This is a genomic window from Vibrio plantisponsor (assembly GCF_013041605.1).
Classification (GTDB): Bacteria; Pseudomonadota; Gammaproteobacteria; order Enterobacterales; family Vibrionaceae; genus Vibrio; species Vibrio plantisponsor.
Genome location: NZ_JABEQC010000006.1, coordinates 26,107 through 39,842, shown reverse-complemented (window position 1 = coordinate 39,842; position 13,736 = coordinate 26,107). Strand labels below are relative to the sequence as shown.

Annotated in this window: 11 protein-coding genes; 10 read left to right on the top strand and 1 reads right to left on the bottom strand. The window is 44.7% G+C overall.

Annotated elements, in window-relative coordinates; all coding sequences use genetic code 11:
* Positions 1–226 precede the first annotated feature (226 nt).
* The 10 genes from HKI82_RS09870 to nlpI all read left to right on the top strand — a co-directional run bounded on the left by HKI82_RS09870 (position 227) and on the right by nlpI (position 13,115).
* Positions 227–1,303 carry a BMP family ABC transporter substrate-binding protein gene (locus tag HKI82_RS09870; protein WP_171137888.1) on the top strand — a complete coding sequence of 359 codons (1,077 nt, stop codon included), beginning with the start codon at positions 227–229 and terminating at the stop codon, positions 1,301–1,303.
* A gap of 160 nt (positions 1,304–1,463) precedes the next feature.
* Positions 1,464–2,873: a xanthine dehydrogenase small subunit gene (gene xdhA / locus HKI82_RS09865; RefSeq protein WP_171137887.1), complete on the top strand. Its 1,410-nt coding sequence runs from the start codon at positions 1,464–1,466 to the stop codon at positions 2,871–2,873.
* Positions 2,866–5,250, top strand: coding sequence for a xanthine dehydrogenase molybdopterin binding subunit (xdhB, locus tag HKI82_RS09860; protein ID WP_171137886.1), 2,385 nt, complete (start codon positions 2,866–2,868; stop codon positions 5,248–5,250). Before xdhA ends, xdhB begins: the two co-directional genes overlap by 8 nt.
* Positions 5,234–6,175 (top strand): xanthine dehydrogenase accessory protein XdhC, encoded by a 942-nt coding sequence (xdhC, locus tag HKI82_RS09855; protein WP_171137885.1) that lies wholly within the window; start codon positions 5,234–5,236, stop codon positions 6,173–6,175. Before xdhB ends, xdhC begins: the two co-directional genes overlap by 17 nt.
* Positions 6,172–6,663, top strand: a complete 492-nt coding sequence (uraD, locus tag HKI82_RS09850; protein ID WP_171137884.1) for a 2-oxo-4-hydroxy-4-carboxy-5-ureidoimidazoline decarboxylase — start codon at positions 6,172–6,174, stop codon at positions 6,661–6,663. Before xdhC ends, uraD begins: the two co-directional genes overlap by 4 nt.
* Complete coding sequence (uraH, locus tag HKI82_RS09845) at positions 6,660–6,983, top strand: hydroxyisourate hydrolase (protein ID WP_042482607.1); 324 nt, start codon at positions 6,660–6,662, stop codon at positions 6,981–6,983. The genes uraD and uraH overlap by 4 nt, the downstream gene beginning before the upstream one ends.
* A gap of 1 nt (position 6,984) precedes the next feature.
* Positions 6,985–8,352, top strand: coding sequence for a guanine deaminase (gene guaD, locus HKI82_RS09840; protein WP_171137883.1), 1,368 nt, complete (start codon positions 6,985–6,987; stop codon positions 8,350–8,352).
* Positions 8,298–9,560: a urate hydroxylase PuuD gene (locus tag HKI82_RS09835; protein ID WP_171137882.1), complete on the top strand. Its 1,263-nt coding sequence runs from the start codon at positions 8,298–8,300 to the stop codon at positions 9,558–9,560. Before guaD ends, HKI82_RS09835 begins: the two co-directional genes overlap by 55 nt.
* A 187-nt stretch (positions 9,561–9,747) precedes the next feature.
* Positions 9,748–11,781 carry a methyl-accepting chemotaxis protein gene (locus HKI82_RS09830; RefSeq protein ID WP_240956690.1) on the top strand — a complete coding sequence of 678 codons (2,034 nt, stop codon included), beginning with the start codon at positions 9,748–9,750 and terminating at the stop codon, positions 11,779–11,781.
* 398 nt (positions 11,782–12,179) lie between these two features.
* Positions 12,180–13,115: a lipoprotein NlpI gene (nlpI, locus tag HKI82_RS09825; protein WP_171137881.1), complete on the top strand. Its 936-nt coding sequence runs from the start codon at positions 12,180–12,182 to the stop codon at positions 13,113–13,115.
* Positions 13,116–13,298: 183 nt separating this feature from the next.
* Here nlpI and HKI82_RS09820 read toward each other — a convergent pair whose 3' ends face one another.
* Complete coding sequence (locus HKI82_RS09820) at positions 13,299–13,643, bottom strand: DUF3316 domain-containing protein (protein ID WP_102942088.1); 345 nt, start codon at positions 13,641–13,643, stop codon at positions 13,299–13,301.
* Positions 13,644–13,736 lie beyond the last annotated feature (93 nt).

Sequence of the window (13,736 nt, the reverse complement as noted above, 5' to 3'; positions counted from 1 at the left end):
GTGTCTATACTGACTGTATACAATATATCTAACCCCTTTGTGCACAATGCTTACAAGCCCATTCGAAAATAATTATTCAAAACACGACCAGTTGGTCAACTTTTTGCTAACAATCTCGTATCACGATTTTTTTGCAAGCAACTCCCTATCAACACACTTTTGCGAGCAAAAATGGACAACCAAATAGCTATCTTAAAATAGCGATATCTTTGAAATGGAGAATTTCATGAAAATAAATCAGTGGATGACGGTTGCAGCACTTTCAGTGTCTGCAGTGTTTTCAACTTCTACCCTTGCGGAAGATCCGATGAAAGTCGGTTTTGTATACGTGGGTCCTGTGGGCGATCACGGTTGGAGCTATGAGCACGACCAAGGCCGTCTGGAAATGGAAAAACACTTCAACGGCAAAGTGCAAACTACATTCGTGGAAAACGTACCGGAAGGTGCGGATGCAGAGCGCGTTATCACTCAGCTCGCTAAGTCAGGCAATGAAGTTATCTTCACAACGTCATTCGGCTTTATGAACCCAACAGCGAAAGCAGCTAAACGCTTCCCTAAAGTAACGTTTGAACACGCGACGGGTTACAAAATGGATAAAAACCTAGGTACTTACGTACTTCGTACTTACGAAGGTCGTTATGTATCTGGCGTTGCAGCGGGTATGGCTACAAAATCAAACACGCTTGGCTACATTGCAACTTTCCCAATCCCTGAAGTTATTCGTGATATCAACGCGGTTTATCTTGGCGCGAAAAGCGTAAACCCAGATATCAAACTAAAAATCGTTTGGGTGAACACTTGGTACGATCCAGGTAAAGAATCGGATGCTGCAAACGCGCTTATGGATCAAGGCGCAGACATTATTCTTCAACACACTGACAGCCCAGCTCCACTTATCGCAGCAGAAAAACGCGGCATGATGGGTATCGGTCAAGCATCTGATATGAGCCACTTTGCTCCTAAAGCACACATGTTCTCTGTACGTGACCACTGGGCACCACACTACATCAAGAGCGTGCAAGCAGTTATGGATGGCACTTGGAAATCTGAAGATTACTGGGGTGGTCTAAAGGATGAGTTGCTACAAATTGTTGCTATCAACCCTAGCCTTCCTGAAGAGATTAAGACTGCGATTTCTGACACAGAAGCGAAGATCATTTCAGGCGAAATCGTTCCATTTACTGGGCCTATGAAAGACAACCAAGGCAAGGAAGTTATACCAGCAGGCCACTCTCTAACTGACCAAGAGTTGGCATCAGTAATGTGGTACGTTGAAGGTATCGACGCAAAAATTCCTAACTAATAAAGCCCGACTCGCGTATCCGCTCAAGATACGCGAGTCTTTTTTTACCCAAATAGTTGACCAGTTGGACAAGTTTAATAACAAAAACCCGTACTCATTGAAGCAAGGAAGCGCAGATAGACAAGGCTGCAGCTACAATTAGAAAGGGAGAGAGGAAGTTATGTTAGAGCTAATGATTAATAGCGAAGTGGTCAAAGTGGAGTCTGCCAAAGCCGATACCATGCTATTGAACTACCTACGCGAACAGAAACAAATGACAGGCTCTAAAGAGGGATGCGCAAGCGGAGACTGCGGAGCTTGTACTGTCGTTTTAGTCAGCTTAGATGGTGATAACGTCAATTATCGCCAAATAAACGCCTGTATCACGCCAATCCACTCACTGCATGGCAAGCAGGTCGTTACGGTAGAACACCTGAAACAGGGCAACCAACTCCACCCTGTTCAACAAATAGTGGTAGATAAACACGGCACTCAATGTGGCTTCTGCACACCGGGTTTTGTCATGTCTCTTTATGCTTTATCCAAACAGACCGAAAAACCACAACACCCAGCGGATTTCTTAGCGGGTAACTTATGCCGTTGTACCGGTTATGGTCCGCTGATTGAAGCAGCCAACACCATTGCAACCACTGAAATTGAAGATCCACTTAGCGCTGAAATCGAAAGCGTAAAAGCATGGATGAAATCTGTTCAGCCTCTCGAAAGTGCTCAATATATCAAGCCAACCACTCGTCAAGCTCTGGCAAAAGCACGTGCTGAACATCCGAATGCAAAACTGATTGCTGGCGGTACCGATTTATCGCTGGAAGTCACGCAACAACTGAAATCCATTCCAGAACTGATTGATATTTCTAGCGTGGATGACCTGCTTGGTATCACGGAAACCACATCAGGTTGGCGTGTTGGCGCAGCAGTGCCAATGAACATTGTTCATGAATTTATGAAGAAACACTTCCCAACCACGGATGAAGTGATTGAACGTTTGGGCAGTTTGACCATTCGCCACCGAGCAACACTTGGCGGAAGCCTTGGTCACGCCTCGCCTATTGGTGATATTGCACCACTGCTGATGAGCCTTCAGGGCAAAATTGAACTGGATGATGGCGTAAACAAAACCCTTTATGCACCAGAAGATTACATTACTGGCTATCGCGAAACCTTAATTAAACCGAACCAGTGGATCAGTGCAATTCACCTACCGCGTTTAGCACCAAACCAGCTTCATGCCATCTACAAAGTCAGTAAGCGTTACGAGGACGACATTGCTACCGTAACTCTGGCTATCAACATGACAATCGGTTCAGACAAACGCGTTAAGAGCTGCATTATTTCAGCAGGCGGTGTGGCCGCTAAATCTGTACGTTTATTTGAACTGGAAAAAGTCTTTGTCGGTCATTCACTCACCCAACCTATCGTCAACAAAGCACGTCAAAAGGTTACTCAGGTGATTCATCCGTTAAGTGACGTTCGCGGCTCTGCGGAGTATCGGGTAAAGCTGGTACAAAACCTGCTGCAACGCTTTTACCTAGAATCACAGCAAGTTGAAACAAGGTTGGTGCAACATGCGTAAATTAACTTCTGTTGATAAACAAACTGCTGTTGATACACAAACACCTGCTCAACAACCTGTCACTGAGGTTGTCGGCAAACCGCACAAACATGAAAGTGCGGATAAACAAGTCAGTGGCGAAGCCCTGTTTGTTGATGATTATGTAACTCCAAGAAACTGCCTTCATGCTGCGGTTGTCATTTCATCCATAGCCAAAGGTAAAATTACTAACTTGGATCTTTCTTCTGTTGAAAGTGCTGACGGTGTGGTGAAAGTCTTTACAGCGGACGCCATTCCCGGCGAGAAAGACATTGGCACCATTTTCAAAGGCGACCCGCTTCTGGCTCTAGATAATGAAATCCGCTATTACGGTCAGCCTATCGCTTTAGTATTGGCAACTACACATGATCAGGCATGGAAAGCTGCTCGTTTAGCGAATATTGAATACCAACAAGATGCGGTTGTACTTAGCCACGAAAACGCCAGTGATTTACTTCCTTCTCACCAGATGGGCAAACATATCGAACAAGCTGTGTTTGCTGGCGCTGATATCGCGATTGACAGCGATATGCACGTCGGCGGTCAGGAGCATTTCTATCTGGAAGGACAAGTGAGCCTTGCAGAAATCACCGAAGATGGCGGAATTTTTGTACGTTCATCAACTCAAAACCCTTCTGAAATTCAAAAACTGATTGCTGAAGTTCTGCATGTAGATTTCAACCGAGTCACCGTTGATATGCGACGCATGGGTGGTGGCTTTGGTGGTAAAGAAAGCCAAGCGGCGCAATGGGCATGTTTAGCCTCATTAGGGGCTTATCACACAAAACGAGCCGTTAAAATGCGTCTGCCTCGCGGTATTGATATGACGGCGACAGGTAAACGTCACCCGTTCTACAACCGCTACCAAATCGCGGCGAACAAACAAGGTGAAATCATCGCAGCGGATATCCAAGTAAACGGTATTTGTGGTCACTCCCCTGACTTGTCTGATGCGATTGTCGATCGCGCGATGTTCCATGCCGATAACGCTTATTTTCTGGGAAATGCCTGTATTGAAGGCAACCGCTTAAAAACAGACATGGTTTCTCATACTGCTTATCGCGGTTTCGGTGGTCCTCAAGGGATGATCGTGATCGAAAAAGCGATGGAAGAGCTGGCGCTAACCGTCAGACAAGACCCACTCGATATTCGCCTCAAAAATCTCTACCGTGCTGGTAAAAATGTAACTCCTTATGGCATGCAGGTGGACCAATACGACGCCATGCTTGAAATCATGAAGCAGCTTGAACAAAGCAGTGATTATCGTGCTCGTCGTGGACATATAAATCAATGGAACAAAACCCATTCTGTATTGAAGAAAGGCTTGTCTCTGACACCGATTAAATTCGGCATTTCATTTACCGCAACACACCTTAACCAAGCGGGTGCGCTTATCCACGTCTACACCGACGGCACTATGCAGGTTTCTCATGGTGGTACCGAAATGGGTCAAGGTCTGCATACCAAGATTGCACAAATCGTGGCACAAACTTTTGGCGTGAGCTTAGACAAAGTGCTCGTCACCTCTACCCGTACCGACAAAGTGCCAAACACCTCTCCTACAGCCGCCTCTTCCGGCGCTGATTTGAATGGTATGGCAGCGCACAAAGCAGCGTTAGAAATTAAACAACGGCTGCTAGAATTTGCACGTAACCACTACAAGGTTGAAGACGTCGATATCGTTAACGGCGAGCTTGTAGGTGTGAATGAAACCGTCACTTGGGCTCAGTTGGTACAAAAAGCTTATATGGGTCGAGTCTCTCTCTCAGCTACCGGTTTTTACCAAACACCGAAGATTGGCTACGACAGAAAGACAGCGACAGGTCATCCATTCTTCTACTTCTCTTTGGGCGCTTCGTGCTCAGAAGTTACTATCGACACATTAACCGGCGAGATGCGCGTTGATCGCGTAGATATTCTGCACGATGTGGGCAACAGCTTAAACCCAGCCATCGACCGAGGTCAGATTGAAGGCGCGTTTGTACAAGGTTTGGGATGGCTGACAACCGAAGAGCTTGTATGGCATGAAGACGGTCGCCTACTAAGCAACAGTCCAATGAACTACAAGATCCCGACGATTGGTGATTATCCAAAACAGATGCACATCGATTTGTATGAGAAAGCCAACCCAGAGCACAGCATTTATCGCTCGAAAGCGGTGGGCGAACCACCTTTTATGCATGCAATCAGCGTTTGGTGTGCAACCTATGATGCAGTGGCTTCTATCAGTGGTCACAGACATGCGCCGCAGTTGCATGCCCCTGCTACCGGCGAAACCATTTTGAGAGCGTGTGAAGAGCAGCTTCAATGGCTTGAACACAATGTTGTGGAGGATACTGAAGATGCCGTCACACCATAATCCTCAAGGTTTTGAGCAGTTCAATGTTGATCAGTTCAATAAGAATGGACTACTCAACAACCCAGGTATGCACTGGCTGAAAGCGTGCCAGATGCTTGAACAACAAGGCGAAGCTTATTGCATCGCAACTGTGGTTGCTTACGTTGGCTCGGTACCGAGATCAAGCGGCGCAAAAATGGTGATTACACCAGCGTGCCAGTTCGACACGCTGGGTGGTGGCAACCTTGAGTTTCAAGTTATTGCTCAGGCTCGTGAAGGATTAGCTTCTCATCAAAGCCAAGTTTCCATTGAACGTTTCTCCCTTTCAGCGGATCTCGGTCAATGTTGCGGCGGCGCAGTACAAGTGATGTTTGAGTATTTCCATACTCAAACACCTCAGGTGGTTATCTTTGGCGCTGGGCACGTATGCCAAGCATTAACCACAGTGTTAAATGAGTTGCCTTGTCAATTGACAGTGGTTGATAGCCGCCACGAATGGCTTGCGCCTCTACAGGACAAAGGTATCAAGGTTGAACTGCTGGAAAATCCAATTGAAGCGTTGGGCCAACTACCTAACAACGCGTATGTCATTGTGATGACTCAAGATCATGGGCTCGACTTTGAAATTACGCGTTTGGCACTGGAAGAAAACCGCTTCGCGTTTGTCGGTCTTATCGGCTCACAAGGTAAAAAGCAGCGCTTTGAATTCCGTTTGAAAGAACAGCTCACTGACGCTGATCTCATTCATAACCTCACCTGTCCTATTGGCCATCCGGATGTGAAAGGCAAATTGCCAATGCAGGTTGCTATTTCAGTAGCGGCTCAATTGATTGGCTTGTTCAGTGAACAAGAAGCAAACACCATTAACCGTGATACCAACAGCGAAGAAGTGCAATGGAAGCACGCAAATGAAGCTCGTAAGGTTTTAAAGGAAGAAAAGCAATGACAGCAGTACGAACGAGCTTGGAACTCGACGATCAAGCACTGAACAAAATCTGCACCAGTCAGAAATGGGTATCGTTGGTGAAAGCACAAATGCCTTTTGGTAGTCCTTCAGAGCTCAAAAACGCGGCAGAGGAAGCGTTTGCAGAACTTGAAGAACAAGATTGGCTGGAGGCGTTCGCTGGTCACCCGATGATTGGTGATATCTCTACACTGCAAAAGAAATACGCGCAGGGAAAATCGTTAAGTGAAAAAGAGCAAGGTGGCGTAAAAGGCGCCTCCGATGAAACCTTGCAGCAACTGCTTTCACTCAACAAAGAATACGCAGAGAAATTCGGTTTTATCTTCATCGTATGCGCTACCAACAAAAGCGCAGATGAAATGCTCAGCATGTTAAAAGCACGCATTAACCGCACTCGAGAACAAGAGTTGCAACAAGCCGCAATAGAACAACAAAAAATCAGTCAGATAAGAATGGAAGCTTATTTATGAACAAACTCAGTTGCCATGTACTGGACACCGCCAACGGTCATCCCGCTGCAAATATCGTTGTAAAACTTTATCGCTTGGGCAGTTTCGATTGCCTTGCTGAGGAAACCACAAACGAAGATGGTCGTGCCGTTTTTGAAGGCATTACGCTTGATAAACATAACTTTACTTTGCGCTTTCTCGTTCAGCCTTACTGTGAAGAACAATTCGGAGCGTCTTTCTTCCCAATGATCGATGTGCATTTCACCGTGAGCGACGACAGAAATTACCACATACCGCTACTTCTTTCGCCTTACTCATATTCCAGCTATCGAGGTAGTTAGTATGACGTTAAAGGTACATAGAGGAAGCTTGCTCCACTTCCCAAAAGTGACATCGTCACCGTCTGAGAACTATCAGTATTGGAATGACGGCGTGCTCGTGGTGGAAAAAGGGCGTATTACCCATGTAGGAGATGCCAAAGAGTTCTTTTCAATCTCAGCGAATAAAGCGTTGTTGATTCAAGGACATGTAACTCAGCATCACGGGCTGCTTATTCCGGGTATGATTGATGCCCATGTGCATTTCCCTCAAATAGAGATGATTGCCAGCTATGGTAAGCAACTGTTGGATTGGTTAAACACATATACTTTTCCGACAGAGCTAATGTTCGCTAATCAAGACTACTGCAATGCTCAGGCAGAGTTCTTCATTAAGCAACTTTTTGCTCATGGCACAACCACAGCCAGCGTGTTTGCCACCGTGCATCCGCAGTCGGTTAACGCGTTTTTTACCGCAGCGCAACGACATGATGCGCGGATGATTTGCGGCAAAATCATGATGGATCGTTTCTGTCCTGACGAGCTGCAAGATACGCCGGAATCCGGCTATCGAGACAGCAAAGAGCTGATTGAACGCTGGCACAAACATGGGCGTGCACTGTACGCGATTACCCCTCGCTTTGCGCCAACCAGCACACCAGAGCAACTAGCTAAAACCGGACAACTTGCCAAAGAACATCCGGACACTTTCATTCAGACCCATTTGAGTGAAAACCACGGTGAAATAGCGTGGGTAAAAGATCTTTTCCCTGAAGACGACGATTACCTAGCTGTGTATGAGCGCTACAACCTTGTGCGCGACCGCGCCCTGTTTGGACATGCTCTGCATCTCAATGACCGTGAGTTCAAGTCTTTAGCTGCAAACGGCGCTTCTATTGCGTTCTGCCCTTCATCGAATCTGTTTTTAGGTAGTGGTCTGTTTGACTATCAAAAAGCAAAAGAGGCAGGAATTCCAATCGCTATCGCCAGTGATGTCGGTGCTGGCACCAGTTTGAGTCTGCTGCGTAACCAAAGTGATGCTTATAAAGTATGTCAGTTACAAGGAGTGAGCTTAGATGCGTTTGAATCTCTCTATCTCTGCACTCAGGGAGCTGCGGCAGCCATGGGGCTCGACCACCTCATCGGCAATTTTAATATCGGCACTGAAGCCGATTTCGTAGAACTCGATCTCACAGCATTTCCGATGCTCAAACAGCGCATTTTGCGTTGTCAGGAATTGTCAGAGCAACTTTTCGCTTTGGTCACACTGGGTGACGAGCGAGTGATCGAGAAAACCTATGTTCATGGAAATTTAGTTTATCAAAAGGATGTTATGTTATGTGGCCACAACTCTACGAATGGATTGCGTTATTTATCAAATGGTTCCATGTAATCTGCGGTGTTGCATGGATTGGCGCAAGTTTCTATTTCACTTGGTTAGATAACTCTTTAGAAACGCCGCCAAAGTGGAAGCAGGACAAAGGAATCAAAGGCGATCTTTGGGCGATCCACGGTGGTGGCTTCTATGAAGTCGCCAAATACCAAGTTGGCCCAGAACAAATGCCTGAAAAGCTGCACTGGTTTAAATGGGAAGCCTACTCCACTTGGCTGACAGGTACTGCGTTGTTAATTTGGATGTATTACTTCAACGCGCAAGCTTACCTTATTGACCCTCGTGTTATGGAACTGAGCACGCTTCAAGCTGTGAGTTTAGGAATAGGAACTATCTTCCTTGGCGTGGTTGTGTACGAAGGATTAATGCGTTCTCCATTGAACCGTTCAACACCGCTGTTTATTGCCGTGTTAGTGCTATTCGGCGCGCTATTCTTCTATGCTTTCGCCCATCTGTTCAGTGGCCGTGGAGCTTTCATTCACATGGGAGCGTTGATCGGTTCGATAATGGTGAACAACGTTTTCCATAAGATCATCCCAGGTCAACGGAAGATGGTAAAACAAGTGGCCGCCGGTGAACCTGTAGATCCAGCTCCTGGCTTAGAAGGCAAACGCCGTTCTATCCACAACAACTACTTCACGCTGCCTATCATCTTTTTGATGATCAGTAACCACTATCCTATGATTTACCAGCATGCTCAAAGCTGGCTAATTGGGCTTTTAATTATGCTTATCAGTGCTTACATTCGCCATTACTTCAACCTCAAGCACTCTGGTCAGTCAAAACCGAGTGTGATGTATGTTGGTGCTGGCGCTATGTTTGCTCTGGCAGTTGCCATTAGTTGGCAAGCAACATCACAGCTACACGCACCAAAAGTGGTTGCGGCGCAAGGTTCTGAGTCTGCATTGACAGAATCAGTGGCAACCGCTTCCGTAGAAGCTGAGCCTCAACTCACAGAACAGCAGCACTCAGCGTTAGGCATTATTGAAGCTCGCTGCGGCCAGTGCCACAGTTCAACACCTACAGATGATGTGTTTAAAGTGGCACCAAGTGGCGCAGTATTCGATACATGGCAAGATGTGGAACGTTGGAAATCCCGCATTATCGCCCGCGCTGTCGTCAGTGGCGATATGCCCTTCCTCAATAAAACTGAAATGACCGACGCTGAACGCCAAGAGCTGAATAAAATACTCAGCGCCAGCGAGTAACCGAAAGACCACCAGCACAATGCTGGTGGTCTTTTATTACTTCTGAAAATGTAGAAATCACCGCAACACCTATTCCCGTTTTCACAAAGCTGATCAAATTTGCGCATATGCAACGGTGAACTACACTAAATCTTAACGAAAAGTGCCACTTTAGTGTGGTCAACATTTATTTCTTTAAGAGGTTAGTATGAGACTTCATTCGATTCGATTAAAAATGATGTTGCCCATTATTTTGCTCACTGTGCTAGTGATTTCAATTTTTGTCTTTATGCAAGTCATCATCAAGATAGAAGATCGGGCGATGGAGAAACAAACCAAGTCCTACTTCGAAGCCATAGCAGTCGTGCTCAATGCTGATCGGGATATCTATCAAGCGCGTTTAGCTCAGGCAGAAATGCTCTCTGACTACGGAGACAAACAACAGCAACAAAAAGACTTCGATGATAATGCGCAACAAGTCTATGATCGCTTTCAAAATTTCCGCAAGTATCTGGTCGATGAACCAGAACTAGTAGAACCTTTTAATAACTTTGACGCCCTCTACAATGACTGGCTCCAAAGCAGCAAGAGTGTTTCTTCTATCTATGTTGCAAGTCAGTTCGTGAATGATCGTTTGGCTGATATCGATAAAGACTTCTTTACCATGCGTAATATGCTCGATGAGGCTGAGGCGAAGCTTCGCACCCATGCGTCAGACTGGAGTAAAGATAATACCGACCGCCAAATACTCAAACGCTATCTCGATGCGCTGGCAGAAGTGCTCAATGCTGACCGCGATTTATATCAAGCACGTTTAGCTCAGCAAAAGTTTGTAACTGGTATTGGTGATGCAGAGAAAAACCTCAACGATTTCCAGGAAAACGCTCTCCAAGCAAACAACCGTTTTCAATCTTACAAAACCTTGATGTCTCCCGAACCCGAGTTTGTTACTCCCTATGAACAATTTGACGGCCTTTTCTCGGGCTGGTTTAAAGAGAGTTCCGATCTCATGGATTCTGATGAAATAAAAATCGCTGGCAGTCAGAAAGACATTTTATCCGCTACCGACGAGAAGTTTGAGCGCATTAGAGACGTGCTCGATAAAGCCGGAGAAGCGGTAAAGAATCAAGGGCGGATAAAAGAACAGGAGACGGCTCAGGAGATTCAACGTTATCAACAAATCACCATTGGTATAGTCGTCATTGGTTTTCTGATTGCGTTCTTGATCAGCTACTACATACCGAAAAACATTACGCAAAATGTAAACAATATCTCGCAGCGAATTCGTGAAATCTCAGAAGGTGATGGTGATTTGACAGCGCGAATCAACTCTAGCGCAAAAGATGAGTTGGGAGATTTGGCGCAAGAGTTCGATACCTTCGTTGGAAATCTGCAAACGATAATGAAGACTATCCAATCAAAAAGTTCAGCATTGGGTGACTCGACTCATCGATTGGAGGCTGTGGCTAACTCAGTCAGCAATATCACGCAAAAATTAGTGGAATCGAGCGATTCCATTGTTAGTGCTGCCAGCGAAATGTCGATGGCGAATGCGCAGATGGCGGATGTCGCAGCCAATACGTCTGATGAATCCACATCCGCAGCCGAGCACATTGACCGTGGCCGAGATGTAGTGACGTCTTCTCACGCCAGTATTGATTCACTTGTCGACAATATTGATGTGACGATGACCAAAGCCGAAGAGCTAGAGAAAAACTCAGAGGCTATATCGTCCGTGCTCGAAGTCATTCGTGGTATTGCAGAGCAGACTAACCTACTCGCCTTGAATGCTGCAATTGAAGCTGCACGTGCAGGTGAATTTGGACGAGGCTTTGCAGTTGTTGCCGATGAAGTTCGCAAACTTGCAACTCAGACAGGTGAAAGTACCAACCAGATTGAGAAGATGATTAGTCAATTGACCGACAGCGTTTCTGACGCGTTTACCGCAATTAAGCTCAGTAAAGACAACGCCAACAGCGCAGTGAGTAATTTTGACAGCGTTATTCAGGTATTCGATGCACTGAACAACTCTCTCGGTTCAGTACGAGATTTGTCCGAACAGACCGCACTGGCTACACAGGAACAATCCAGCGTCTCAAATGAGATCAATCAAAATCTCATCTCAATGAAAGACCAAACTGACGGAGTTGACCGAGCTTCTAAAGAGATTCGCCAACAGTTTAACGATCTCAATAGTGTATACATTGAACTCAATAACCAAGTGTCGAAGTTTAGAGTTTGAGTACGTTCCATCAAGCAAAACAATCGAAATTTGGCAGATTAACTACTCGGCACATATACACGTCTTTTAATGTCTCATTACTGGTCTCTGTCGCTGCTTAGCAAAAAGTGACCGTCAAGGAACGTTTAGGTGGAAAATAAACCACCTAAACGATTCTTCTAACGACAATGAATTTCCTTTCCGCTTTTTGCAATCCGAACAATATCAAGCCATATCAAACATTTAAAACATTTCCTTTGATTTCATATTGTTAGATACCATTTTAGGTTCAGAAACTCAGGAACTGTGACTGCACTAATGATTAAACACTCAACAGTTGACTAATTGGTCACTTTTTGTGCTATAAAGGTGCCGACGTTACTTCCATCGGGTATGCGGAAGTAAAAAGGAGTAGATTTATGTTTAAACAGTTCGGCTTTTTGTGTGTAAGTATTGTAGCTATTGCTGGGTGTAATCCTGTCAGTTCAGTCGATACACCTGTTAATACAGCAAGCACTGCCCAGCAAGAGAGCTATCCTGCAATGGCAGTCCCTTTACAGCCGAATGCATTGGCAGAAAACAATATCGCAGAGCTAACCCAACTCCTGTCAGGAGACAAAGTTAAGGCTGCAGATAGAGCCCAGATATACCTAGATCGTGGTCGTTCTTACGACAGTATGGGCCTAAGAGACCTAGCCAGAATGGATTATTTTAAATCATTAGAAATTAATCCAAGACAAGCCGATGTATATAACTTACTTGGTATGTACTACACGCAAATCGGTAAGTTTGATACGGCCTATCAAGCTTTCGATTCAACCATCGAACTTGACCCTTCAAATTTAAGCGCCGTATTTAACCGAGCTGTTGCTCAGTACTATGGTAAAAGACCAGATCTCGCGTTAGAAGACATGAGAACTTATTATGAAAGTAATCCAAGTGACCCTTTCAGCGCATTGTGGCTCTATATCATTGAATCTGAGTTGGATAAAAATGCCGCTCTTACCCGACTAAAATCAACTTATGAAAACAAAACAGACCAATGGGAATGGAAGTTAGTAGGCATTATATTAAATGAGGTAAGTGAAGAAGATGTCTCAAATTATATTGTCAACAGCACAGCAAACAATACTGTAATGGCACAAAAATTCACCGAAGCTTACTTTTATTTAGGTAAGAATTATATGGCTAATGGTGATATTAAAAGAGCGCTATGCGTTTATAAACTTGCTTTATCCTTAAATGTATTCAACTTTAGTGAACACAGTTATGCGTTATTAGAATTGGACAGAATTTCTGATAAGTTTAAATCTGCTAGTAAAAATGGCAAGCAAGACAAATTTGTTTACCGTTAAGAGTTTACTGTTAATATAAGCCAATAAAAATATAGACAACAAATACTGAAAAGGTGATTATTAATAATCACCTTTTATTTCAGCATAGCAATCAACTAAGTATGCGTTCACTATAATGAACTTCTCGATATAGATAATGACTATATATTCACTGTATTAAACAGAGCTGAGATTTAAGTTTAATTAATTATCTGAAATTGCTTTGTAGTTGTAATCGACTTCTACAATCGCACGATACTGCATAGTATCTCTGCTTGCCGGGAACTCCTCTATTTTGACTTGTGCACTTTCAACAACCATAGTGCCGCCAATTACTGTATCTCCAGTTGTGTTTAGTTTCCATCGTAAATCGCTGTCGCTGGCGGTTTCTAGAGCCTCATACATGTTGAAGCCAGCATCAATTGCTTCTTGTTTGGAAGCAAACGCATCGGAATACAGAGTTGCATCTCTATGAATAGTTTCACGGGGTCCTGCTGTAGCGGTAAACGCAACTAGCATAGAACATGCTAAGGTGATTAACGCTTTCATAATATTTCCTTACAATGAACTAACCAATGAAAGTATCGTAAGTAGTATTGGTACTTGCTTTACCTTCCCATTACCAAGAAATTTAGCAACTTA